The following is a 25557-nucleotide window of genomic DNA, read 5'->3' as shown; positions in this document are numbered from 1 at the left end:
AGAGTTTATTGCCAAAAGCCGAGGGCTTGTTTCAGGTCCGCTTCGGCGCGCAAGGCATCGTAGCGGGCGCTGATTTGCCGGGTGCGCGCGCGATCTCGGGCGACTTCAGCCTCCAGGTAGCGGGTGACGGTGACGACGCCGGCCCGGCGTTGCTCGTTGACCAAACGCAACGCTTCCTCGGCGGCGCGCACCGCGACATCGCTAACCTCAGCCCGGTTTAAAGCCTGCTGCAAGCCAAGCTGCGCCGACTTGAGCTGGTTTTCGATGCGCAACCGGGTCTGCCTGACGGTTTCTTGGGCGGCGGTCAGTTCGTGCTCGGCCTTACGGACTTTTTCCTGGGTAGCGAATCCGGAAAACACGTCCACTTCGACCATGACGCCGGCGCTGACGTTGTCGCGGTTGCTGCTGAACGCCAAGTCCTTGCTGTCCGAACCGTAACTGACATAGGCATCGGCGCGCGGTAAATGCGCCGCTTTGGCGGCCGCCAATTGCTGTTCGGCGATAGCGGCGCGTTTCTCGGCGTTTTTCAACTCGGGGTGTTGCGCCAGCGCTTGGTTCAGCAACTCGTCGAAACCGGCAGGGCTGCCCGGCAGGTCGGGTTTCACATTGCCGGCGAAATCGAATGCCTCGTTGGCGTTCAAGCCCAACAGGGTCTTTAACAGACTCTGCGCCAGTTCGATGGCATGCGCCGACTGGATTTCGGCGTCTCTAGCCTCGGCAAGTTGCGTTTCCAACGACAGCACATCGGATTTCAGCACCACGCCGGCGTCGTATTGAATCTTGGATTGATTCAATTCGCTCTGCACCGCTTCAATTGCGCGGTTATTGACTTGGTGCGCTTCGATCGCCGCCAAACCGCCGTAATACGCCGCGGTGACGTTGTTCACCAACCGGTTGCGGGTGGCGGCCCTTTCCAGTTCGGAACTTTCCACGCCAAGTTGTGCGGCCTGGCTCAAATAGTAATCCTGGCCGCCGCGGAACAGCGAATAAGTCGCCGTGACTTGCGGCCGGTAATTGTCGACACCGCCCGGATGATTAAAATCGCCGCCGTTCAGATTCAAACGCCGCTGGGCAATAATCATCGAGAATGCCATCGCTGGATTATCGCTGTGCTGGTAGGACAGGCTGGTTTTGATTTGCGGATAAAAATTGGCCAGCGCCTGCCCCAACTGGGCGTCGGCTTGCTCGATCCGCTCCTGCATGATGTGCAGTTCCGGATTGTTGGCCAACGCCTGCTCCACGGCTTGCTCCAGCGTGTAAGTACCGGCAGCCCAGGCAACCGGTCCGATTAGACTTAGCGTGACCGCAAGCGGTAAAACGGCATGTTTCACAATCATTCGCATAGCACTGCCAAATGTTAGTAATTAAGTATTTCCTAATATTATAGGCCAAATCTTTTCTCTGCTGGCTTTTTTATTCGTGCAAATCCGATATTGCCGCTATTCCAGTTAAGATAGTCTCTAAGCCTTAGAAATGAATGCTTGAAATGTTTGGTCATCATGGTAACTTTAGGCACTCACCCAATAACCTTCCATAATAATAATTAGCTTGAGAGGATACAGCGCATGAGCCTTGACGAAAACACCAACGAAACCGCAAATCAAGCCGAGGAGCCGAATCAGGCCGCCGCCGCGCCTGCTGCTGCTCCTGCCGCCGCTGCCGGAAATGCCTTGGCCGGTTTTTTAGCTTTGAAGGAATCCAATCCTAAAGTATTTTACGGCGCGATCGGCGGCGCCGCAGTGGTTCTGCTTGCCCTAGTATTTAGCGGCGGCTCCGACCCGAAACTGCCGGTCCATCAACAAAAACCGCTGGTCTCAGGCCAAAATTATGTGCTGAAAAGCCCCAACACCTACGATCCAAACGCAACTGTCAGATTGGTTTCGGTTCCGGGTTCGTTGGCTGCCTACGACGATACCGAGGAAAACGATCGCGATGGCGCCTGCAAACATATGCCAATGAATACACCGGTCAAATTGACCCAAATCCAAAACGATCCGTCCGACAAAAACCTGGTGTGGGCCGAAGTCGAAATATCCGCCAGCGGAGAATGCCAAGGCCGGCGCGCTTGGACGTCTTCAATCAACCTGCAATAAGTGTTGACACAAAAAATTTAGCTTTTATAATAGGCAGGATAGTTAGCCAAGCGGGAATAGCTCAGTTGGTAGAGCACGACCTTGCCAAGGTCGGGGTCGCGAGTTCGAGTCTCGTTTCCCGCTCCAAATTCGATAAGCCGCGGCAAAACGCGGCTTTTTTGTTTGACCGATTAAGGCTGCGTAGCAAAGTGGTTATGCAGCGGCCTGCAAAGCCGTATACACCGGTTCGATTCCGGTCGCAGCCTCCATATAGACATGCGGGAATAGCTCAGTTGGTAGAGCACGACCTTGCCAAGGTCGGGGTCGCGAGTTCGAGTCTCGTTTCCCGCTCCAAATTCATAAAAAGCCGCGAATATCGCGGCTTTTTTTGTGCCCGTCAGAAGCCCGCTCACGCTCCATCTTGGGAGCCGACCGGGAGAAAGTGGCTCAAGTAAACCAACCTCCTCCGGCCCACCCCCGAGAGCGCTACTTGCTCAGCGGGCGACAGGCATCGCCATCAGACCAACACCCGCTCGACGCCGCCCTGAGTCACCCGTTCGACATATTCCGGCATCCAGTTGTCGCCCAGCACGTGCTTGGCGATTTCGACAACGATGTAATCGACTTCCAAGGTTTCCACCTCATCTTGAAAACGCTGCAAGCCCTGCATGCAGGATGGGCACGAGGTCAACATTTTTACCGGCCCGGCATAACCGTCGCCGCGTAATTTGCTGGCATCCTTTTGCAGTTCTTCGGCCTTGCGGAAACGAATCTGCGTCGAGATGTCCGGCCGCGCCACTGCCAGCGTGCCGGACTCGCCGCAGCAACGTTCTGACTTGCTGACCGGCGCCCCCAACAACTGGTTTACTACTTTAACTCCGTCTTGTTGCTTGAACGGACTATGGCAAGGGTCGTGATAAAGGTAGCGCTGACCATTCACGCCATCCAATTTCACGCCTTTTTCCAACAGATATTCGTGAATATCGATCAATCGGCAACCGGGGAAAATCTTGTCGAATTCGTAATCCTGCAATTGATCCTGGCAGGTACCGCAACTGACCACGACAGTCTTGATATCCAGATAATTCAGGGTGTTCGCCACTCGGTGAAACAACACCCGGTTATCGGTGGTTATCTTCTGCGCCTTGTCGAATTGGCCGCCCGCCCGTTGCGGATAACCGCAACACAAATAACCCGGCGGCAATACCGTTTGCACCCCTATTTCGTACAGCATCGCCTGCGTCGCCAGCCCGACTTGGGAAAACAAACGCTCGGAACCGCAACCTGGGAAATAAAACACGGCCTCGGAGTCGGCTTTGGTTTTCTCGTGGTTGCGGATGATCGGCACGATTTGGTTGTCCTCGATATCCAACAAAGCCCGCGCCGTTTTGTTCGGCAATTCGCCCGGCATTTTCCGGTTCATGAAATGAATCACCTGCTCCCGCACCGGCGGCTTGCCGACCGTCGCCGGCGGCTGCGCGATCTGCGCCCTGCCCCAATGCTGCAAAAAGCTATTGCCGATACGCTGCGCTTTGTAGGTCCAATCGATCATCGCCTTGCGCATGGCTTTGACGTTGCCCGGCTTGGACGCGGTCAAAAAGGCCAGCGCCATGGTCTTGGCCGGATTGAAACTTTGCTTGCCCATTTTGCGCAGCAGATTGCGCATATTCATCGAGACGTCGCCGAAGTCGATGTCAACCGGACACGGATTGAAACACTTATGGCAGACGGTGCAATGATCGGCAACGTCTTCGAATTCCTTCCAGTGGGTGATCGAAATGCCGCGCCGGGTCTGCTCCTCGTACAAGAAGGCCTCGATCAACAACGAGGTGGCCAGAATCTTGTTACGCGGCGAATACAGCAAATTCGCCGGCGGCACATGAGTCGCGCAGACCGGTTTGCATTTGCCGCAGCGCAGGCAGTCCTTGACCGACTCCGAAATCGCACCGATATCGCTCTGCTGCATGATCAGCGACTCATAGCCCATCAGGCTAAACGAGGTGGTGTAAGCCGAGCGCAAATCGGCACCCGGCATCAATTTACCGCGATTGAAGCGCCCTTCCGGATCGATCCGGTTTTTATAAGCATGAAAATCGGCCAGTTCGGCCTCGGTCAGGAACTCGTATTTGGTGATGCCGATGCCGTGCTCGCCGGAAATCGCCCCACCCAACGCCCGCGCCAGTTCCATAATCCGCGCCACCGCCGCATTGGCTTCCTGCAACATTTCGTAATGGTCGGAATTGACCGGTAGATTGGTATGCACGTTGCCGTCGCCGGCATGCATATGCAAGGCCACGAACACGCGGCCGCGCAAGATTTCCTTATGTAGGGCTTCGATGCGCTCGACGATAGGCCGAAAATTGTCGCCCTCGAAAATCTCGCGCAAGCGCGGCAGCAGTTCCTGCTTCCATGACACCCTGATGGAGTAATCCTGCAAGCGGTGAAACAAAGTCGGCTCTGCGGCGCGATTGCTTAACTCGCCAGCCTGAATCCCGTATTTGCCGAACTCGGCTTCCGCCTGGAGCAGCGGCAAATCCAAATTGTCGTATAGCCAAGTCCAGCGCTGGCGCACCATGGCTAGCGTTTCCAGCGCCTGAGCCCGGCGCTCGCCGAGCAATTCCCGCCAGTCTACGCCCTCTTCGTAAGCGCGCATCGGCAAATCGCCGGCCAAAAATTCGTTCAATGCCGCGCACAAGCGCAGCTTATTGTGCAGCGACAATTCGATGTTGATCCGCTCGATGCCATCGCAATAATCGCCCATCCGCGGCAACGGAATCACCACGTCTTCGTTGATTTTAAAGGCGTTGGTATGTTTGGCGATCGCCGCGGTCCGGGCCCGGTCCAGCCAGAATTTTTTGCGGGTCTCGGCCGACACGGCGATAAAGCCCTCCGCGCCGCGGGCATTGCACAGACGCACCACTTCCGAAGCGGCCAGAGCCACCTGGTTCTCGTCGTCGCCGACGATATCGCCGATCAATACCATCTTCGGCCGGCCGTGGCGTTTGGCTTTAGTGGCGTAGCCCACCGCTTTGACGTAACGCTCGTCCAGATGCTCCAGACCGGCCAGCATGACCCGTTGCGCGCCGTCTTTCGGCAGGCTTTCCAGATAGTCGCGAATCTCGACGATCGCCGGCACCGCTTCCCGCACCTGACCGAAAAACTCCAGGCAAAAGGTTCGGGTCACCGGTGGCATTTCATGCAGAATCCAGCGGGCCGAGGTGATGATGCCGTCGCAGCCTTCTTTCTGCACGCCGGGCAAACCGCCCAGAAACTTGTCGGTAACGTCTTTGCCCAACCCGGTTTTGCGGAAAAAACTGCCGGAGATTTCCAGGCTCTCTTCGCCTAGCAATTGCTTGCCGCTAGCGTCGAACCGCTTCAACAGAAATGCAGCGGTTTCCTGCTCGTGAATCTTGCCCAGATTGTGGTTCAACCGCTCGATTTCCAGCCAATTGCCGTCCGGCGTTACCATGCGCCAGGAAGCCAGATTGTCCAATGCAGTGCCCCACAGCACGGCTTTCTTGCCGCCGGCGTTCATCGCGATATTGCCGCCGATGCAGGAAGCATCGGCCGAGGTCGGATCGCAGGCGAACACCAAGCCGGCCTGCTCGGCGGCATCCATCACCCGCCGGGTGACAACGCCGGCGCCGGTATGGATCGTGGCGTAGGATTTATCGACGCCGGGCAATAAAGTCTGGCGCTCCACCTGGCCCATCGCCAGCAGTTTTTCGGTGTTGATTACTGCGGAATAGGCGTTCAGCGGCACCGCACCGCCGGTATAACCGGTACCGCCGCCGCGCGGAATGATGGTCAAACCCAGCTCGATACAACCGCGTACCAGATGGCCGACCTCGTCTTCGGAACAGGGATACAAGACAACGAACGGATACTCCACCCGCCAGTCGGTGGCGTCGGTGACATGGCTGACCCGGGCGAAGCCGTCGAAACTGATATTGTCTTTACGGGTGTATCGCGACAACAGCGTCATCACGCTGCGCCGCAATTGAGCGGTGCGTTCGAAGTGGGCATCGAATTCGTCTACCGCCTGATGCGCGGCGCAGATTAATTTGGCGACGCGCTCGGCCCGGTCGGGATTTTGGTTCTCGGCTTCGGCGTGTCTGGCTTGCATTTGCTGTAAACGATGACGCAGGGCTTGCAACAAAGCCCGCCGACGTTTGGCATTGTCGAGCAGATCGTCTTCCAAATAGGGGTTGCGCCGCACCGCCCAGATATCGCCCAAGACTTCGTAAAGCATCCGGGCGGAACGGCCGGTGATCCGCTCCTCGCGCAAGGAATCCAAAATCGACCACATCTCTTCCCCCAGCAGGCGAATCACAATTTCGCGGTCGGAAAACGAGGTGTAGTTGTAGGGAATTTCCCGCACTCGAGCGGGAGCGGATTCAATCGAAGCGGGGAATAATGGAGAGGCCACAGGATTCGGCGAACATGAAGTCATAATCCTCCGGATTTTAACACGGGCCGAAACCGAGCCGGCCGAAAAATCGCCGCCCAAACCGCGAGATATCTGGGGTTTATCCAGCCACCGGCACTCTAAAACACGGCCTAACCACCGCCAACGGACAACCGGGGCGCCGTCCAGAGACGCCCGACCGTCCCACTGGCCACGAGCTTAAAACTCTAAACGGCCGCCCAGCATCAAGCGGTTGCTTTCGACATGGCGGTAACTTTGCAATGTCTCGTAAGCCAGGAACGCAGACACACCGCCGGGCAGCACCGTCGACACTTCGGCGCCGAAGGTGTAATAATCTCGGGTAGGCGCGTCATTGACCAAACTAAAAGTGGAGCCGGAGCCGTCGGCAATGAAGCTGCCGGACACATTACGCCGGCCGTCAAGAAACTGGTGATGCCACTCGCCGCGCAATTGCGGAATCAAAACACCCCATGGAAAGCTGAAGGTATAAGCAGTTTGCACACCGACGGTAGAAATCAACGATTCGATATTCTGCTTGCCGAATCGAACCGCGGCCACACTGCCGGATTCGGCGTAGCCGTCGATGTTCATAGCCGTGTATTCGCCGCGCGCATAAGGCGAAACGCTCAAAGCCTGGTGGTGCCAATCGTATCCGCCGCCCCAACTGAACGAATATTGGTCGGCGTTGGGCTTGGCCTTGGCCACCGAAGACACACCATTCAACGTGATATTACGGGTGGTTTCGAATTCATGGCCGCCGTAAGAAGCCGTGGCATCCAAATGCAAGGCCTCGGTCACGAAGTAAGAGGTATAGAGCATACCGGTGTAACTATCGCCCAGGGTTTCGCCGCGGCCGGCGTTGAATGCGGCATTACTATGGCGGTAGTTGAAGACGGCGCCGCTGACCCAACTGTCGCTGATCCGGTAATCGACGCCAGCCATGAAATTATGGTTGTCGTACTTGAAACCACCATTGTTCAGCGCGGTATTGTCGTGGGCACCGAAGCCGCTATCGACCTTGGTCCAAAAATTCAACGGCGGAAAATCGGCGTCGCCGCTACCACCGCCCAATCTCGAGGTTTGATTGTTACTGTAATAGTCGTAAGGCACCGGATTACGGCCGCCGTCCAGTCGGGTAATCGAGTTGCCCATACCCAGGACTTGGTCCGGAGTCAGGCTTTGGATGTCGGAAAATCCCGCCTGACACACGGTTGGGGTGGGATCGTTCGAATCCGAATAAAAAGACGAACAATTGGACAAGGCCGTATCGACCGACTGTTGATTCGGATTCAGATTCTGCGAAAAACTCGGCACGGCACTGGTGGATGCCGACGATAATGTCATCACGGCCAAACCTATCGCCCTACAAAGCTGCAAGTAGACCGGTGGCCGGACCGAAGCCTCGGCGTCGACCGAGCGAACCGGCTTTAAATTGGGGTAATACATGATTCTCTCCTCAAAGATGTGTTTTTAATATCTTACACGCCGGCCCACATTCCGCAAAATCGAAAAAGCTTAATTATTCTGCAAAATCATATAAATAGCCCAACCTATAAAACCGGATTGTCAACATAATCCGGTCGTTGCCTGTTAATTGAATCGAAGTTTTTCCTGCAGACTCAGCAAACCTTTGTGCCCCGGATTGACTTCCAAACCTTCCTGAACTTTCTTCAGGGCTTCGGAACGGTCGCTTTTCTCGTAAAACTCCCAGGCCTGTTGCTCCAGGGTATCGGCGATCTTGTTCAAGCCGGCGATCGCGGCCTTGTTGTACGGATCGATCTTCAACACTTCCTGATAGGCCCAGAAGGCGTTACTGCCGGTCGGAGCGGTCAAGTAGCCGACGTCGAAATGAATCTCGGCCAGCTCCAATAAATCCTTGATCTTTTGCAGTTGCTCCGCAGTCAGACTCGGCACTACTTTCGGCGGCTCGGCCACTGCCGTCTTCTCGGTCAAAGTCCAATAGACGTTGACGCCGATCGAACACGCGATAATCAAGGCGCTGGTCCACAGACCGTAGTAAACCGAGGAACGTGGGCCGATAGAGGAAATGAACTCGTCGATGCTGGCGCTACGGTTTTCCTGCTTGAACGCCAGACCTTTTTGTAAGGCTTTCCACTGCCGCCGCGACAACTGCGGAATCGGCTTGGGCTGTAAATTCAGTTCCCTGGCCTTTTCGGCGGACAAGCGGCCGAACGGGTGTTTGCCCGCCAACAGCTCGTAAGTGATGCAGGCCAGCGCATAAATGTCGTCGCGCGGATCCGGCGCGCTATGTTGCAATTGCTCCAGACTGGCATAAGCCGGCGTCATCGCCCCCAAATCACGGGCGTTGAACACGGTCGCGTCGTGGCCGTCTTTCTCGCTCCGACCGATGGCGCAGGCGATACCGAAATCCAACACCCGGATCTCGCCTTCGTCGCTGACGAAGACGTTGCCGGGTTTGAAATCGGAATGGACGATGTTTTTTTTGTGCGCATGGCCCAAGGCTTCGGCCATGGCGCTGATAATCGGCCAAGCTTTTTTGAACGGCAGGCCGGTTTCGACGTGGTCGCGGATCAAATGGCTCAAGGGCCGACCTTGCAGATACTCCATCGACATGAAGACGTAAGCGCCGTCCCGGTCGAAGTCGTACACTTTAATGATGTTGGGATGGGAAAGGGTTTGCGCCCGCTTGGTTTCGCGCTGCAGCCCGACCAAAGCCATCGGATTGAATTGAAAATCCTGGTTCAACACCTTCAACGCCACGAACGGGTCTTTGTCCGCCGCCTCGACTTTACGCAAGTCGGTCGCTTTGAACACCATGCCCATACCGCCGACGCCGAGCAACTCTTCCAGTACAAAGCGGTTTTTCAGGGTACAGCCCACCGTCAACTCCGCTTGCGGTTGGTTCGGGTCCAGACCTTGTAACAGGGATTCGGTGGTCAAGGTCGGCGCCTGAGTTTGCACCAGGGTCGGCTCGGCAGCAATCGGCGCCGCCAAAGGCGCGGACTCGACCGATGTTGCATCGTCGGCCGGCGCGGGCCGCGGCGCCAGTAAGGTTTCGTCGTCGCCGGCGACTGGCGGCGGCGCAACCGGCGCAACCGCCAAACGGGTCTCGTCCTGCAAAGCCGACTGCAACGCGAAATAACGCTCGGCCGCCAGGCCGCCACCACGGTATGCCGCTTCCACATGTTGCAACGCGGCCGCCACTTCCGCGGCCGATTGTCCTGCCGCAACGCGGGCCGCCGCCAATAACTCGTCGAATGAAATTTGCGATTGCCGGAACGCGTTTAATGCGCTATCAAATGCTGCCATGACCAACCCAAAACCAAATTGTCCAAGGATTTTAGCCGAAGACCTCGTTTTGTGTCGCTGCCGCTATCGGCAACCGCCCGATTCCACCACAGCTACAGCTCAAATATGCTGAAACCACGCGCCGGACGCTATCTGTTGGCGGCAAGCCTTACGCTGGCGATATCGCTGGCGGGCTGCGTCTCGCCGGTCGCCAAACTGCATCAACAAGCACGCGACCTGGATCTGGTCGCGTTGGATCTCGACGGCGGCAAATTTACGCTGCGCGGATTCCGGAATCGGCCGGCACAGGCCACAGAACGTTTACACGTTTACCTGGAAGGCGACGGCCGGCCGTGGGAGCGCGGCCTGATTCCGGCGGCCGAACCGACCACGCGCGATTCGGTAATCCTGCCGCTGATGGCCGGCGACCCGGCGCCCAGTCTGTATCTGGGCCGGCCTTGCTATAACGGCCACACTGAAGACCCCGGCTGCGGTTCGGAGTTGTGGACCGGCGGCCGTTACGGCGAATCCGTCGTTGCCAGCATGGCGCAGGCCTTGCTGAACTTCGCCGAGCAAAACGGATACCGCGAACTGGTATTGATCGGCCACAGCGGCGGCGGCACGCTGGCGTTGTTACTGGCGGAACGTTTGCCGCAAACCTTGGCCGTCATCACTTTGGCCGGCAATTACGACATCGACCGCTGGACCGATTACCACGGCTACCAGCGCTTGCAAAACTCGCTGAATCCGGCCATAAGGCCGGCGGGCCGCGTTCCCGAGTGGCACCTGCTCGGCGAGCGCGATACGACCATCCCGCCGGCACTGTTCGAGTCGGCCCTGCGCGCCCGCCCGCATGCCCATGTAATCCGGGTCGATGCCGACCATAACCGCGGCTGGCAAGCAATCTGGCCGGAAATGTTGCGACGCTTGCCCAGCGCGAGATAAGCGCTATTGCGGCCCGGCGGTTTTCTGCTATCGTTGCCGGCCTAACCCTTCACAGCAAAAGGCGGCTCGTTATGGCTCAGAAGATGTATCAAAATCGTACGCTCGCGTTGGCGATCGGCAGCATACTCATGGCGGCTTGCGCCCGCGACGTCAGCCAGGAAGAAATGGCCAGGGCCACCGAAGGCTACATCGTGGCCGATACCAATAAACTGTTTGTGGTGGATTGCCTGCTGCCCGGCCAAGTCCGCAAACTCGGTTCGCAAATGACCTACCTCAGCGCACGCCGGCCGATTCGCACCACCGCGGCGGATTGCGAAGTCCGCGGCGGCGAATACGTGGCCTACGACCGCGCCAATTACGCCAGCGCATTGAACATCTGGCTGCCGAAAGCCCAGGAAGGCGACGCCGCCGCGCAATTGGCGGTCGGCGAAATTTTCGAAAAGGGCTTGGGCAGCCAAGCCGACTATAAAGCGGCCGCGCAGTGGTACGAAAAAGCCGCCCGGCAAGGCAACTCGCAAGCGCAATTGAACCTGGGCCATCTCTACGAAAAAGGCCTCGGCGTCGCGCCGGACAAGGAGGCGGCGTTACGCTGGTATCGCAAATCGGCCGGCCTGGAAGATGCCGGCATCCAATTCGCCCCGGCGGTAAACTCTCAGGAGCTGGAGACGCTGCGCAGCGAAGTCGCCGAGTCGCGCCGCGAAGCCGAGCAACTGCGCGAGCAATTGCAAGACACCCGCCAACAGACCCTGGACCAGCAGGAAAGTCTGCGTAAGGCGCAAAGCGAGCTGGAAGCGCTGCGCAACAAACTGCAACAACAAAAATCGACTGCGCCGGGCAATTCCAGCGATATCGAGCTGCTGGAAAAACAACTGCGCGAAAAAGAGTCGCAACTCAAAGACCAACAAGCCAAGCTCGGTTCGTTGACCCAAACCTTGAGTCAGGAACGGCAACGCATGAAGCGCGAGCTGGACGCGGCCCGGCAGGAAAATCCCGCGGCCAAAACCGCTGACAGCAAGGCCAACGAACTGGAAAACCGGCTGAACGAGAAGATCGAAACCTTCCAGAAACAATCGGCCGAACTGACCGGCTGGCTGACATCGCCGGACAAGCTCGACCGCAACCAGATCGACAGCCGCAAACTGGCGCTGCAACAGCAAGCCAAGGAAATCGCCGCGCTGAAAGAAAAACTGGAACAATCGCGCAGTACCTTGTTGGCATCCGGCTCCGGCCCGAATATCGAGCTGATCGAACCGGCCGTGACCGTGACCCGCGGTATTCCCAGCATCCAATTCGCCGTCGGCGAAAGCAGCAAACGCATTATCGGCAAAATCGACGCCAGTACCGGCCTCAACCGCTTATTATTGAACGACAAACCGGTCAAGGTCGACGCTAACGGCCGTTTCGAAACCGACGTCAGTCTGCAAGGTGACGAAACCGTGGTGCGGATCAGCGCGACCGACAAACGCAACCAACACAGCGACTTGAGCTTGCGCCTGCTGGCCGCCAGCAGCGGGATCAGCGCCGAACCGTTTCCGAGCAGCAACGGCAGCGGCAGCGACTTGAAACGCAGCGGCGACATCCAGTTCGGCAAGTTTTACGCGATCATCATCGGCAACAACGACTACGGCGCCTATCCGTCTTTGAAGACGCCAATGGCCGACGCGAAAAGTCTGGAATTGCTGCTGCGCGAGCGCTACGGCTTTAAAACCAAACTGCTGCTGAACGCCAACCGCCACGCGATCATGTCGGCGCTGAACGAGCTGAACCAAAAACTGACCGAACAGGACAATCTGCTGATTTATTACGCCGGCCACGGCGAAATCGACAAGCGCAGCCAAACCGCCTACTGGCTGCCGGTCGATTCCGAGACCGGCAACAGCGCCAACTGGATCTCCAGCCAAAGCATCACCGAATTCCTGAGCATCATGCCGGCCAAACACATCATGGTAGTGGCCGACTCCTGTTATTCCGGCGCCTTGACCGGTTCCGCCGTGGCCAAACTGCCGGAGGGTATGGACGATGCCAAGCGCGAGCGCTGGTTGAAGGCGATGAACAGCCGCAAAGCTCGTACCGTGCTGACATCCGGTGGCGTCAAGCCGGTTATGGATCAGGGTGGTGGCGAGCACTCGGTGTTTGCCAATGCATTTTTGAAGGTGTTGCGCAGCAACAAACGGATTATCGAGGATTACGATATTTTCCGGGATGTGGCGAATCAGGTCCAGGCGTCGGCGGCGCGCGGCGGCTTCGAACAAAAACCGCAATATGCGCCGTTGCAACATGCCGGGCATGAAGGCAGCCCGTTCTTTTTCGTGCCGGAGGTCTGATCCTACAGCGGGCCGGGCCGTAACGGCCCGGCGGGAAGGAATGGCTTAAACGCTTATTTCCATTTCGAAAACAAATCTTTCAGCTTGTCTTGCTTGGCTGCGGCCGGGATTGGCGCAGGCGCAGGTGCCGGAGGCGGCTCCGGAGCGGCTACTGGCGCCGGTTGCGGTTCTTCGGCAGGTTTGCTTTTACCGAACAGGCTTTTCAATTTGCTGGCTTTGGCCGGTGCCGGCGCAGCCGCATCGACTACCGGCTCGGCAACGACAACCGGCTGCTCCGGCACTGGCTCGGCGACCGGTTCCGCGGCCGGAACGGCAGCTTCCTCGACGAGTTCGGCTACTTCCACCGTAGTTTGGGTACCCAGTTTCTGATCCAGTTTGGCCATTTGCTGCATGGTGTTGTTCAACAATTGCTTGAACTTACCGAAGCCGCCGCTTTTCTCGACCGCCTTATCGACCGACGCTTGTTTGCTCGGGGCGACGGTTGCGGCAGCTGCAGCCGGGGTTACCGGTGCCGGCTCAGTCGTAACCACCGGAGCCGAAGTTGGCTCTGGCATAGGCATCGGTTCGACCGGGACCGCCACTTCAGGCGCCGAAACGACAGCAATCGGCGGCTGGATAACAGCGGGGTTCGATTCCGGAATCGGCGCGACAATCGGCTGCGGCGCAACCGCGGCAGGGGCCGGCTGATTCACCGGATTATCCCGTTGGCCCACCTCGGTTTGATAGCGGCTGACGGTTTCGGCCAGGGCTTTTTCGGCGTTGGCCTGTTGGCGTTCGAACCGAATTTTCTGTTCTTCCAACGCCAACTCCAATTTGGCGACCTGCGCGGTTTGCTCTTCCACCTTACGCTGCAAGGGCTCCAGCAATGCGTCTTTCTCCGCCAACTTCGCAGTTTCGGCCCACAACGACAATTGCAGATCGGTCTTGCCTTTTTGCTCGGCTTGGAAACGTTCGACCGCCTGCTCGCTAATCGCCGCGTAACGGCTCCACAAATCGCCGCTGTCGGCGTTGTTCGCCGCGGGCAAACTCGGCTCGGTCAATTCGAATTTGTTGGCCAAAGCCTTGATGCTGTCGATCAATTGCCGATTACCGGCGACCACTTTCTCCTCCAAGCCGGCAGCGCGTTGGGCGGACTCTTCGGCGGCGGTTTGTACCTCGGCCAATTGCTGAACGCTGGCGGCCAATTCGGCCTGGCTGCTTTGCAATTGCTGTTGTGCCGTTTCCAGATCGGACTGTAAGCCGAGACGCAGTTTCACCAGGGTGGCGTTGGCTTTTTTCAGAAAGTAAATGCGGATACTGTAAAAAATCGAAGTCAGCAACCAAACCGCAACGGCCACGGCTCCGGCATATTCCGGATTGGCAAGGGTTAATTGGTACCAATCCAACAATATGCTTTGAATCATCGGTAAATATGCGTCCATAGAAAATCCCGGCTAAATATAATTTTTATAATGAAGACCCGGGGCCCCACCCAAGGAACCCGGCACCTGCTCTTGAACCTAACGGTTCAGTATACCAGCTTGATTGCACGACGGAATTATCCGCCACCGCCGCCAAACTCGGCGGCCGTCCGCGCGACAAATCATAAGCCGGACGATCCGGCCAGCGTTCCGGCAAACTCCCGCGCCGCTAACCGCGGATTAAGTCGGCCTTAAGCGGCCGCTTGCCAAACTATCTGCCAAGTCAAACAGGAGCCGATATGAAAGACTCGCAGAAAGGAATTACCCGCATCCGCACCGCGCCGTATCTGACCACCGACGGCAGCTTGCGCTTCTGCGTCAGTGCCCCGTTGCTTGAACCGCCGGTGGATTTCAAGGAATGGTACCGCCCGCGGCAACGTCCGGTTCGATTCAGCCGCCAAAGCGCTGCTTGATTTGGTCGCTCAGGCAGCCAACGTTAGACGGGTACCCGCCGTTTGAGAAGACTGCGGGCCTGAAACCCGGTAGACAGTGCGGTTCCGACCAGAATCACCGCCATACCGAGGATATGCCGCGGCGTGACCGTTTCGGCCAAGTACAGCGCGCCCCACAGGGTCGCGAACATCGGATTCAGAAAGGTGACGGTCAACGCGGACGAGGCACCGATATCCCGAATCAATCGGTAATAGAGCGGAAAGGCGATGCCGGTGCAGACAATGCCCAAACCGGCGACAGCCATAATGGATTCCACGGTCGGCAGTTGCTTTAACGGCCACAGAAACACCATCGGCAGCAGCAGCAACGCCGCTGCCCACAGGCTGCCGTGAGCAGTGTCGAACGGCGCCAGCCTGGCTCTGGCCTTGGCGTAATTGGTGGCAATCCCGTAGGAGAATGCGGCGGCCAGCGAACTGATGACCGGCAGCAAAAATTGGCCGGGGCTGACAGCCAGCAAGCCCCAGAACAGCAGAGCCACCCCGGACAGCGCCATGAACATGCCGCAAATCCGTTTCCACGCCAGTTTCTCGATACCGAGCGTCAATCCGATCGCATAAGCCCAAATCGGCGCCGTTGCGTTCAACACCGACAATTGCGAGGTCGACAATGTCGCCGCCGCATAGGCAAACAAACTAAACGGCAGCGCGACATTGAAAAAACCCATCACCAGTAAATAGCGCCAGTTCCGCCACAGGCCGCCCAGCCGTTTGCCAAACACGGCCAGTACCGATAAAAACAACGCTGCCGAGAACACTCGGCCTTCCGCGACATAGGCCAGCCCCAGAATCGGCGCGGATATCCGCATCAATAGAAAAGATCCGCCCCAAATCGCAGCCAGGAGCAGTAAACGTAACGCATCGGCAAGAGTCATAATCCAGATTGTTAGCGGTTGGAAACCGGTTTACTGTCCCGCACAAGCGGCCTACTCGACGCGTCCGCCGCGCGATAAAATCCGCGCCGGCTGGCAAGACAAACACCCCGGCAATACGTTAACCTTTACACATCAGTCGTCAGTTACTGGAGCACACCTTATGCGAAACGGAACCATCCCTGCCCTGACTCTGTTGCTAAGCGCGGCAACCACGCTGTCCGGTTGCGCCAGCGTTCCGGCTTCCGATCCGCGCGATCCTTGGGAAAGCTGGAACCGGCCGATGCAAACCTTCAACGACCGGGTCGACGATTACCTGATGAAACCGGTGGCCCGTGGCTACCGCTGGATTACGCCGGATTTCGTCGATGCCGGCATCAGCAATTTTTTCAGTAATATCGCCGACATCCGGGTCTCGATCAACGATGTTCTGCAAGGAAAATTTCGGCAAGCCGGCATGGATACGGCGCGTTTCCTGGTCAATACCACGGTCGGCATCGCCGGCTGGTTCGATCCGGCCAGCGCCATCGACTTGCCCAAACACCATGAAGATTTCGACCAGACCCTGGGCTATTGGGGCATACCGACCGGCCCTTATATCGTGCTGCCGCTATTGGGGTCGAGTTCGCCGCGCGGCGTGATTGGCTTGATCGGCGACACCGCCGCCAACCCGATCAGCTACACCGGCCTGTTTACCCAGTCGTCGGCATTGTCGACGGCGATCTCCGGCGGCTTGGGCGGCGTCAATGCCGCCGATTTGCGGGCCGACAACCTCGAAACCGAAAAAATCGCCAGCGAAGCCGCGGTGGACCGCTACGGATTTTTCCGCGGCGCCTATTTTTCGCAGCGCGATTACCTGGTCAACGACGGCAACGTCACTGACACCGACATTTTAGATCTCGACGAAACCGAGGAGAAACTGTCGCCCGTGAACCCCTATTGATCCGCTGCGCCCGAATCCGCTCCGACAGGCATCTTGGCGGGTCGGTCAACAATCTATCGATGAGGCCCGAGCCATGAGAAAACTGATATTTACCGCCGTTCTGGCCGCTGCTGGCACCAATGCCAACGCCATCCCGCCGGCCAACCGTTCGCTACCGCTGGATCGAATCAGCATCGAACGCATCGACCTCCAAGGCCAGATCAAGACTTGGAACCTAAACAAGGTCTGCATCGACGGCCAAGCCTATCTACTGTTGATGAAAAGTTTGACCGAACCGGTCAGTATTTCGCCGGCATTTGCCGACGGCAAACCGGAGCAATGCCAAATAGCAGGGGACGAAACTTTACCCCGTAAATAACAGTCTGGATTCGGCAGGAATCGATACCGCACCGATCTGCTCTCAAACAGTGCGGAGCGCGTAGACCAAAACGACAGATTGTCAATCCGCTTTACAAAGTTCGCCGCCGACCAACATCGCTCAGTGCCAAGATTTTGAGCTTAGGGCATTATTCAAGACTGGCCCGATTTTTGTTTGTTATTTTTCATACTCTCGACTACCGAATTCACCGAGCCATGTACCTGAAAAAGCGCTCCGAAACCTATTTCGACCCTTACTGGCGCACCCGCGCCCAGAAAATCATCCCCGGCGAATACTGCCTCGCCACGGCCGGTTCGGTGATCGTCACCGTGCTGGGCTCTTGCGTCACTGCCTGTATCCGCGACCGCAACAAAGGCATAGGCGGCATGAACCACATCATGGTGGCCAACACCAACGAAGGCCAACCGCTGAATGCGCGCCTGGAACACCAGGCGGTCGCGGCGATGGATAAGTTCATCGACCATCTGCTCGACATCGGTGCGGAGGCGCACCAGCTGGAAGCTAAAGTCTTCGGCGGCGGCAATATTCTGAACGGCCTGCACCGCGACAACGTCGGCGCCCGTAGTGCGCAATTCTTGCGTAATTACCTGGCCGAACGCGACATCCCGATCGTTGCCGCCGACACGCTGGATATCTATCCGCGCAAGATCTATTTCTTTCCGGAATCCGGCAAAGTTCTGGTAAAAAAACTCAAAGACGTCAAAAACGAGACCATCCTGCTCCGCGAACAGGAATATTCGACGCGAATATTCGCCGGCAGCCTGGCTTGATGCCTCGACGCGGAGCGGCCGGATACGAACAGAGTTGATCCGGCCGCTTCCCTCGACAACTAGCCAGTCGACTCCCTCCTCACCGCCCGGTTTAAAAAACACCTTCAGAAGGGCACCAGCGCAAAACACCGACAGTCTCGGCCAGTAAACTTCATCTGCTACCGACGGCGACAACAGATGCAGCAAAAACCCTGACATTCGTACGTGATACAATCCGTACCTCATCCATATCAACTCACAGGAATTTTATGCCCTCCATCAAACTCATCGGCTTGCTGTTGTTCTCCGCCTCTTTCGCCGCCGGCGCCGCGGAAATTCCGCTGACCCAAGCCGACCTGCTGGGCACCTGGCAAATCGAAAAAGAATCGGTCAACGCCGACGGTAGCGGCGCCCGCGGCCTGAACACGACATGGACCTTCAGAAACGACGGCACCATGGAAGGCATTTCCCAAGAAAACGACTCCCACGCCCGCATCGAGCAACTCAAAGCGGTACTGAACTACAGCGTCGAAGACGGCAAATTGAAAAAACAGGCTGCTCCAGGCCGCTCGAAAATGGAAACCTGCGCCGCCACCACAAAAGACGGCAGCAAAATGGTCTTGAAATGCCAGTCGATCTATTTCTTCATGACCAAAAAATAAGCACCGCGAGCTGACGCTTCCTGGGCCGGTCTGACTTGCGATTATTCGACCGCAAAGACTTCATGAACGCCCCCGGCCGCCTCCTCTCGCAACTGCCGCCCAAGCCAATCGTTGCGATTGTTGCGGTTGCCACGCTGCTAAAATCCACGCGCCCAGATAGGCGTACTCCGGCATACCGCGCAATCGGGATGGTTTTCATCCCCTGGTGCCGCGGCCAGCACCGGAGGGTTTGAGTGGAACAGCCCGACAGGGGGCTATGCAGGGGTGAATCGCGGTTGTCGGTCCGCGAACCGACATTGAAAGTAACCGTCGTGTCAGCGACACAAGACAGGAAGGTCTATTAACCGCGTGGGCACAAAACCCGTGCCCACCCTTATATCTCGATTCTGACCGAAAAAAGAAGCAGAATCCCCGACTGATCATCGGGAGGGCGATGGAGAAGACGTGCCCACCCTGAGGCTTTAAAGCCTGCCTTGTAGATAGTTCTCTCCATCGCCCGCACTCACTTTAAAGTTCGAACGGTATTCTAAGGGCTTGGTTAACCTTGACCCTGTATGCATAAGGCTGAACTTTGCGAGTGTCCATTCTGATCCAGCGTTCGATTTTTGTTATTTCAGTTAGGTAGCGATCATGACTTCCATTATCATTGGCATCGATATTGCCAAGCTTAAATTCGACGTGGCCCGGCTCGCCGAAGGCAAATACAAGCATGCTAAGTTTGCCAACAATCCCGAGGGCTTTGCCGCGTTTGCCGTCTGGCTAGACGGCTTTGGCGACACCGACCCGCGTCTTTGCATGGAAGCCACTGGCGCTTACGGCCTACCCCTGGCAGAGTTTCTCGCCGACCGAGCCTACTTCGTCAGCGTGGTCAATCCTGCTCAAATTCATGCCTTCGGAAAAAGCGAACTCAGTCGCGCCAAAACCGATAAAGCCGATGCCAAGCTGATTGCCCGCTATGCCCTGCAAGCCGACCCGGTCGCCTGGAAACCACTACCCGCAAATCTGCGCCAGTTGCACGCCCTCACGCGTCGCTTAGAGCACTTGGGGGAAATGCAGCGCATGGAGCAGAACCGGTTGGAGACGGCTGACACCACCATCGTCCCTTCCATCAACACGGTGCTGGCGACATTGGCGGCCGAACTAAAGGCCACCCGTCAAGCCATCCAGGACCATATCGACAAGAATCCCGATCTCAAACAGCAAAGCGACCTGTTGACCTCCATTCCGGGGATCGGCCCCGCGACGACCGCCTATTTGCTCGTGGCTCTAAGCCCTCATCACGGCTACGTCAATGCCAAACAAATCGTGGCCCAAGCCGGACTCGCGCCCGCCATCCGTCAGTCAGGACAATGGCAAGGCAAAACCTGTATTGCCAAGACCGGTGACGCTCGGTTGCGCAAAGCGCTCTATCTACCCGCTTTGGTCGCCTGGCAACATAATCCAGCCATCCGCGTCCCATGCGAACGGCTCAAAGCCAACGGCAAAAACGGCAAGCTCATCGTCTGCGCCGCCATGCGTAAGCTCATTCATCTGGCTTTCGCTATCTTGAAATCCGGTAAACCTTTTGATCCTAATTTTTCCCTTGCATGAGCGGGTTTAAGACGGTATCTACGATATCTAATCGTACCTATGCGGGCTTTTTCAAAGGTAAACCGTTCAACCCCAAATCGCCGCGCCGGCACAAAAGCCTTTTACAACCAGCATCCATGAAATCGGGGTGGTTTTCTTCCCGTATGCCGCGCCGAGCACCGGAGCTTTTGAACGGATCAGCCCGTTAGGGGCGCCGCAGGGATGCGGCGCGTTGCCGAAGGGGCAGGAAGCCCCTTTCGGCAACCCCGTTCAAAAGCGAGGAGCGCAGGATAAAAGCGGCATCCGGGTGTCTTTTCTTTTGGATACTTTTCTTTGGACAAGCAAAGAAAAGTATCTCGGCTGTCGGGCCGAGACCCGACATAAAAACAGGTCGTGGCAAATTCACACCATGCGTACGATTACGCTACCACTAATATTACCTACGCAGGCTTTGATTGATTACGTAATATAAAACGATTATATTCCGGTTTTTTTCGAAAATAATCCACAAGTTTATAGCTATCCTCGTCTGTTTCAATATAATTTTTATCAATGATCTCTCTTAATTTTTTTTTGCTGACCCTTGATAAATTCAACTGTATTTTCCGTACGCTTCCGGCCGCTGAATCTATAATGTATCCAGCACCTCTATTAAAGGAATTATGACCATCTTTATAGAAAGTAATACTTCCGAAGCCCGTAACCTCATCTTTTCCTTCAGCATGCATCTGAGCATTAAATAACCATCTCATTTCATTATTTGCTTCTTCTATGCGCACATCAATTGCTCTGAAAGTTGCATGTAAACTCATATCCCTATCGTAGTTCTTTCCATAATAGAGAAATTTATCACTGCCATAATCATACTCAATACAGGCATAACTATAAGGATTTTCTTCTTTATCGACTTCCTCATACCAGTGACCTTCTAGAGCTGCTGCTTTAGATAACAAAAGCCGAGTCGTTTTGAATCTCTTTGGAAACTTTAAGAGAAGATATGTAAATGCTAGATAGATGACTGAAGCTATTATTACTGCAAACATTATGCTTGTTGATGCCTCTACCCCCTGCGCTCGAAAATATCCTTCTACCTTTATAGCTGTAACAGAAGAAAAAAATGAAATAAACAATGGCAATAATGATTTCATACATACACATATTAAAATATAAGTTGAGAGGGGCATGCCGCAGCATCCTAAGAGCTGAATGATTGAAACTCTATCGGATAGCAGCAATGACGCTAATAAAGAAGGTACTGTCGCCGACCCACATTACCGCGACTTCGCAAGCAAAAGTACTGTTTATCATAACCTTAAACCACCAACCTCGGCACCGCCGCCAACAACCTCTGCGTATACTCATGCTCCGGCGCCCCGCAAACTGAAGAAGTCGCCCCCTGTTCGACGATCTTCCCCCGATACATCACCACCGTCCGATCGCTGAGATACTCGACGACGCCAATGTTATGGGTGATAAACAGCAAAGTCAGATTACGCCGGCGGCGGATGTCCAATAACAGCTGCAGAATTTCCGCCTGCACCGAGACATCCAGCGCGCTGGTGATTTCGTCGCAGACGATGAATTCCGGGTTCAAGGCCAGGGCGCGGGCCAGGCCGATGCGCTGGCGCTGGCCGCCGGAGAATTCGTGCGGGTAGCGCCACAGCGCCTCGCGGCCGAGTTGCATGTCGTCCAGCAGTTGTTCGGCCAGAGCGATGCGCTCGTCGCGGCTGGCGCCGATGCCGTGCACCTGCATCGGTTCGGTCAAGGTGGTTTCGATCAATAATCGCGGATTCAACGACGATTGCGGGTCTTGGAAGGCGATCTGCATCTGCCGACGCAACGGCCGCAGCTCTTTGGCGGACAATCCGACCAGCTCCCGGCCGGCTATCTTGATGCTGCCCTCGGTCGGCGGCTCCAGTTGCAGCACGGCCCGGCCCAACGTGGTTTTGCCGCAACCGGATTCGCCGACCAGCGCGACGATTTCGCCGCGCGGAATGTCCAGCGACACGTCGTCGACGGCTTTGATGTGATCGACCACGCGGCGCAACAGACCCTTGCGCACCGGGAACCAGACTTTCAGGTTGCGGATCTGGATTAGCGCGTCGCTTTCGGTAGCGGCTTGCGGTTTTGTTCCAATTGCAGGCTCGGCTGGTTGCAGATTCGCAGTGGGTTCAACCCGCGCAGCGGCTGCCTGTGCCTCGACGGGAATAACATCAACTCCGGTAGCCGATGCCGACTGCAGCTTCAGACCGGCCCTTTCCAGAACGGAAAGCGATTTTCGATCTTTCTCAGCGTGAGCGGAGTGAGGTGGCTGTGTTTCTTCTGCGAGCTGCGGCGGCGCTTCGACGGGCTCAGCGCGAACGGCTTTCGGGGATGCGGAGACATCGGGCTTGGCCAGATTCTCCGGCACCGAGGCCAACAGTTTCTGCGTGTACGGATGTTGCGGACGACCCAACACGTCGCGGCAACGGCCGGCTTCGACCAGGCGACCGTATTGCATCACGCCGACCCAGTGCGCCATTTGCGCAACCACGCCGAAGTCGTGGGTGATGAACAGCATGCTCATGCCGGTGTCGTCTTGCAGCTGCCGCATCAGCCTTAGAATCTCGGCCTGCACGGTGACGTCCAGCGCAGTGGTCGGCTCGTCGGCGATCAGCAGTTTGGGCTGGCAGGCCAGCGCCATCGCAATCATCACTCGCTGGCGCTGGCCGCCGGACAGTTGGTGCGGGTAATCGCGAAAGCGCGAGCCGGGATTGGGTATCTGTACCTGAGTCAGGGCTGCGACCGCGCGTTGCTCGGCCTCGTCCGGGTTCATGTCCGGGTAATGCAGTTGCAGCGCTTCGATGATTTGCTCGCCGATGGTCAACACCGGGTTCAGCGAAGTCATCGGTTCCTGGAAGATCATCGCGATCTGCGCGCCGCGCACTTGGCGGATATCGGCATCGGGCAAGGTCAGCAGGTCGCGGCCCTCGAACAGAATCTGGCCGCTGGGATGGTTGGCGATACCGTCCGGCAACAAGCGGATCACCGACAAGGCGCTGATCGACTTGCCGCTGCCGGATTCGCCGACCAGGCAAAAGGTTTCGCCTTGCGGAATCTCGAAGCTGACGTCTTCCACGGCTTTAACCGGCTCGGCGCCGGTGTGCAGGTAGGTGCGCAGGTTTTTGACTTGCAATAACGGCGCGCTCACGACTCGCCTCCGTTACGGCGCGACAATTTCGGATCGATCGCGTCCCTGAACGCTTCGCCGATCAGGTTGTAGGCGAACACCGTCATGAAAATCGCCCCGCCGGGAAACACCGCCATCCACCAGTTGAAAGTCGAGGATTTTACGGCCTGATCCAGCATCGCCCCCCACGACGGCGCATCGACCACCCCCAACCCCAAGAAACTCAAGGTCGCTTCCGACAATATCGCCCCAGCCACGCCAAAGCTGACCGCTACCAGCAAGGGCGCGACGCCGTTGGGCAGCATGTGACGGAACAAGATAGACGGCAGCGGCAAGCCGCTGGCGATGGCGGCCTGCACGTAATCCTGCTTGCGCAGTTTCAGAAACTCGGTGCGTACGTAGCGGGCGTAACCCGACCAGCCGGTGACGCCGATGATGACCATCATCATGTACAAACTGCGGCCGAAGAAGGCGACGAAGGTTAGCAGTAGAAATAGCGTAGGAATGTCCTCGAAGATTTCCACCAAACGCATGCCGAGCATATCGACCACGCCGGAGAAATAGCCCATCAGGCCGCCAACGACGATGCCGATCGCCAAGGCGATGCCGGTGGCGATGAAACCGATGCTGAGCGCGATGCGGCTGGCGTGGATCATCCGGCTCAACACGTCGGCGCCGTTTTCTTCGGTGCCCATCCAGTGCTTATGGCCTTCGCTGGCGAACGGCGCTTCCAGACCCTTGCTACCGAGGTCGCGCAGGTAATCGCCGGGTGCATAGGGAATCGGCGGCATGATTTTCCAATCGACCTGGCTGTATTCCGGGCCGCGAAAATCGTCGTAAATCACCAAGGCTGGCGGTTGCACAGTCAGGTTGGCAATCAAAGCGGCCAGCCCGGTGCCGGCCAGAAACAGGAAAAACTTGGTGCCGCCTGCCAACGGCAACCGCGACACCGCCAACGCGATGAAAAACCCCGCCAGAATCCAGGCGTCCTCGATCGATAGATAGCGCAACACCGGCGCCGTAATCTCGCCGTTTTTGCTCATCAATAACGGCATCGAGTTGGCCAAAAATGGCGCGAACACCGCAAAGAACACCAGCACGCCAACCCAGGCCAGGCCGAATTTGACGCCGACCCCGTCCAGGGTTCGGCGCCAGATGCGGGCGGCGAAGGATTGCCGGCTGATAATGGGCTTAGTCATAACTCACCCTCGGGTCGGCCAGGGTATAGCAGAAGTCGGCGATCAGATAGCCGATCAGAGTCAGAAAGCCGCTGATCCAGGTGATCGATAGCACCAGTTCGCGGTCCCTGCCCTTCACGGCTTCCACCGCCAGTTGGCCCATGCCGTTGATGCTGAAAATGTTCTCGACGATCAACGAGCCGGCCAGCAAACTCGGCAGCAAGCCAGCCGAGACGGTAATCAGCGGCAACAGGCTGTTGCGGAACACGTGCTTCCACAGCACATCGTTTTCGGCCAGGCCCTTGGCGCGGGCGGTACGGGCGTAGTCGGCGTGCAAGTTTTCCAGGATCGAGGTGCGGGTCAGCTTGGCCAGCGCGGCAAAACCGCCGTAGGACAGACAAATCACCGGCAACACCAAGTGCCAGATGCGATCCAGCAAAAAGCCGCGCACGAAACCGCTGTCGTCCCAATGCGGCAAAAACGGCATGTCCAGCGCTTCGCGGGCGCTAAGGCCGGCAGTGGGAAACCATTGAAAATATTGGACGTTGGCAAAGAAACCCAGCAGCAGGACGCCGGCCAGCATGGTCGGGATCGACCACAAGCCCAGCATCGCCAGGCTGGAACCGACATCGAAGGCGCCGCCGCGTTCGGTCGCCGATTTCATGCCGATCCAGATCGCCAGCGCGTAGGTGAACGGTATCGTCACCAGATTGAGTAGCAAGGTGATCGGAATGCGCTCAACAAGGATATCGGCTACCGGCCGGCCGTATTGAAAGCTGGTGCCTAGGTCCATGCCCTTGGTCAGCGAGAACGACTGGTGGCCCTGTTCGTCGGCGACGAAACCGACCGGCGAGACGTTGTTCAGCCAGCGCAGGTATTGCAGCGGCGCCGGCTGGTCCAGGCCGTAGCGCTTGTTGTAATAGTCCAGCAGGGCCTGCTTTTCCTGCGGCTTCATGTCCATGCCGCCGACCAGGGTTTGGGCGCTGATGCCGCCCGGCGACGCGGCCATCACCGTGAACACGACGATGGTGATACCCAGCAAAGTCGGCACCATCAACAGCAGGCGGCGCAGCAGATAAGTCAGCAT

General features: G+C 57.1%; 19 protein-coding genes and 3 tRNA genes. 12 read left to right on the top strand and 10 right to left on the bottom strand.

The window, feature by feature from the left end; all coding sequences use genetic code 11:
* Positions 1-5: 5 nt before the first annotated feature.
* Complete coding sequence (locus ACH518_RS10175; RefSeq protein WP_445372808.1) at positions 6-1337, bottom strand: TolC family protein; 1332 nt, start codon at positions 1335-1337, stop codon at positions 6-8.
* A gap of 228 nt (positions 1338-1565) precedes the next feature.
* Here ACH518_RS10175 and ACH518_RS10170 point away from each other — a divergent pair, with 228 nt between their 5' ends.
* The 4 genes from ACH518_RS10170 to ACH518_RS10155 all read left to right on the top strand — a co-directional run bounded on the left by ACH518_RS10170 (position 1566) and on the right by ACH518_RS10155 (position 2426).
* The gene (locus tag ACH518_RS10170) at positions 1566-2093 is read left to right on the top strand and encodes a hypothetical protein (RefSeq protein ID WP_278212728.1); all 528 of its coding nucleotides are present in this window, start codon (positions 1566-1568) and stop codon (positions 2091-2093) included.
* Positions 2094-2143: 50 nt separating this feature from the next.
* A tRNA-Gly gene (locus ACH518_RS10165) sits at positions 2144-2219 on the top strand.
* Positions 2220-2267: 48 nt separating this feature from the next.
* Positions 2268-2341, top strand: a tRNA-Cys gene (locus ACH518_RS10160).
* 9 nt (positions 2342-2350) lie between these two features.
* A tRNA-Gly gene (locus tag ACH518_RS10155) sits at positions 2351-2426 on the top strand.
* A gap of 163 nt (positions 2427-2589) precedes the next feature.
* Here ACH518_RS10155 and ACH518_RS10150 read toward each other — a convergent pair.
* The 3 genes from ACH518_RS10150 to ACH518_RS10140 form a co-directional block, all read right to left on the bottom strand.
* Complete coding sequence (locus tag ACH518_RS10150) at positions 2590-6501, bottom strand: DUF3683 domain-containing protein (protein WP_445372807.1); 3912 nt, start codon at positions 6499-6501, stop codon at positions 2590-2592.
* 198 nt (positions 6502-6699) lie between these two features.
* Positions 6700-7947 (bottom strand): autotransporter outer membrane beta-barrel domain-containing protein, encoded by a 1248-nt coding sequence (locus ACH518_RS10145; RefSeq protein WP_445372806.1) that lies wholly within the window; start codon positions 7945-7947, stop codon positions 6700-6702.
* 144 nt (positions 7948-8091) lie between these two features.
* The gene (locus tag ACH518_RS10140; protein WP_445372805.1) at positions 8092-9792 is read right to left on the bottom strand and encodes a serine/threonine-protein kinase; all 1701 of its coding nucleotides are present in this window, start codon (positions 9790-9792) and stop codon (positions 8092-8094) included.
* A 105-nt stretch (positions 9793-9897) separates the two neighbouring features.
* Between ACH518_RS10140 and ACH518_RS10135 the strand changes: the two genes are divergently transcribed.
* Together ACH518_RS10135 and ACH518_RS10130 are read left to right on the top strand one after the other, a co-directional pair.
* Complete coding sequence (locus ACH518_RS10135) at positions 9898-10716, top strand: alpha/beta fold hydrolase (protein ID WP_445372804.1); 819 nt, start codon at positions 9898-9900, stop codon at positions 10714-10716.
* 71 nt (positions 10717-10787) lie between these two features.
* Positions 10788-13040, top strand: a complete 2253-nt coding sequence (locus ACH518_RS10130; RefSeq protein ID WP_445372803.1) for a caspase family protein — start codon at positions 10788-10790, stop codon at positions 13038-13040.
* A 53-nt stretch (positions 13041-13093) separates the two neighbouring features.
* Here ACH518_RS10130 and ACH518_RS10125 read toward each other — a convergent pair whose 3' ends face one another.
* Positions 13094-14461: a hypothetical protein gene (locus tag ACH518_RS10125; protein ID WP_445372802.1), complete on the bottom strand. Its 1368-nt coding sequence runs from the start codon at positions 14459-14461 to the stop codon at positions 13094-13096.
* 278 nt (positions 14462-14739) lie between these two features.
* On the opposite strand from ACH518_RS10125, the gene ACH518_RS10120 reads away from it, so the two are divergent.
* Positions 14740-14913: a hypothetical protein gene (locus ACH518_RS10120; protein ID WP_445372801.1), complete on the top strand. Its 174-nt coding sequence runs from the start codon at positions 14740-14742 to the stop codon at positions 14911-14913.
* Between the two features lie 23 nt (positions 14914-14936).
* On the opposite strand, the gene ACH518_RS10115 is transcribed toward ACH518_RS10120, so the two are convergent.
* On the bottom strand, positions 14937-15824 hold the full coding sequence (locus tag ACH518_RS10115) for a DMT family transporter (protein ID WP_445372800.1): 888 nt from the start codon (positions 15822-15824) through the stop codon (positions 14937-14939).
* A 160-nt stretch (positions 15825-15984) separates the two neighbouring features.
* Between ACH518_RS10115 and ACH518_RS10110 the strand changes: the two genes are divergently transcribed.
* From ACH518_RS10110 to ACH518_RS10090, 5 genes are all read left to right on the top strand, one after another.
* Positions 15985-16764: an MlaA family lipoprotein gene (locus ACH518_RS10110; RefSeq protein WP_278212737.1), complete on the top strand. Its 780-nt coding sequence runs from the start codon at positions 15985-15987 to the stop codon at positions 16762-16764.
* A 73-nt stretch (positions 16765-16837) separates the two neighbouring features.
* Positions 16838-17122 carry a hypothetical protein gene (locus ACH518_RS10105; RefSeq protein ID WP_445372799.1) on the top strand — a complete coding sequence of 95 codons (285 nt, stop codon included), beginning with the start codon at positions 16838-16840 and terminating at the stop codon, positions 17120-17122.
* Between the two features lie 215 nt (positions 17123-17337).
* Positions 17338-17913: a chemoreceptor glutamine deamidase CheD gene (locus ACH518_RS10100; protein ID WP_140912821.1), complete on the top strand. Its 576-nt coding sequence runs from the start codon at positions 17338-17340 to the stop codon at positions 17911-17913.
* Positions 17914-18161: 248 nt separating this feature from the next.
* Positions 18162-18554, top strand: a complete 393-nt coding sequence (locus ACH518_RS10095) for a lipocalin-like domain-containing protein (RefSeq protein WP_140912822.1) — start codon at positions 18162-18164, stop codon at positions 18552-18554.
* A 630-nt stretch (positions 18555-19184) separates the two neighbouring features.
* Positions 19185-20144 (top strand): IS110 family transposase, encoded by a 960-nt coding sequence (locus ACH518_RS10090; protein WP_445371965.1) that lies wholly within the window; start codon positions 19185-19187, stop codon positions 20142-20144.
* A 419-nt stretch (positions 20145-20563) separates the two neighbouring features.
* Here ACH518_RS10090 and ACH518_RS10085 read toward each other — a convergent pair whose 3' ends face one another.
* The 4 genes from ACH518_RS10085 to ACH518_RS10070 form a co-directional block, all read right to left on the bottom strand.
* Positions 20564-21271, bottom strand: a complete 708-nt coding sequence (locus ACH518_RS10085; RefSeq protein ID WP_445372798.1) for a hypothetical protein — start codon at positions 21269-21271, stop codon at positions 20564-20566.
* A 164-nt stretch (positions 21272-21435) separates the two neighbouring features.
* The gene (locus ACH518_RS10080) at positions 21436-23313 is read right to left on the bottom strand and encodes a dipeptide ABC transporter ATP-binding protein (RefSeq protein ID WP_445372797.1); all 1878 of its coding nucleotides are present in this window, start codon (positions 23311-23313) and stop codon (positions 21436-21438) included.
* Complete coding sequence (locus ACH518_RS10075) at positions 23310-24491, bottom strand: ABC transporter permease (protein ID WP_445372796.1); 1182 nt, start codon at positions 24489-24491, stop codon at positions 23310-23312. The genes ACH518_RS10080 and ACH518_RS10075 overlap by 4 nt, the downstream gene beginning before the upstream one ends.
* Positions 24484-25557, bottom strand: a complete 1074-nt coding sequence (locus tag ACH518_RS10070; RefSeq protein ID WP_445372795.1) for an ABC transporter permease — start codon at positions 25555-25557, stop codon at positions 24484-24486. Before ACH518_RS10070 ends, ACH518_RS10075 begins: the two co-directional genes overlap by 8 nt.

The sequence above is a fragment of the Methylomonas sp. HW2-6 genome (assembly GCF_052474525.1).
The sequence above is the reverse complement of the archived record's forward strand: the minus strand, read 5'-3'. Positions and strand labels throughout refer to the sequence as shown.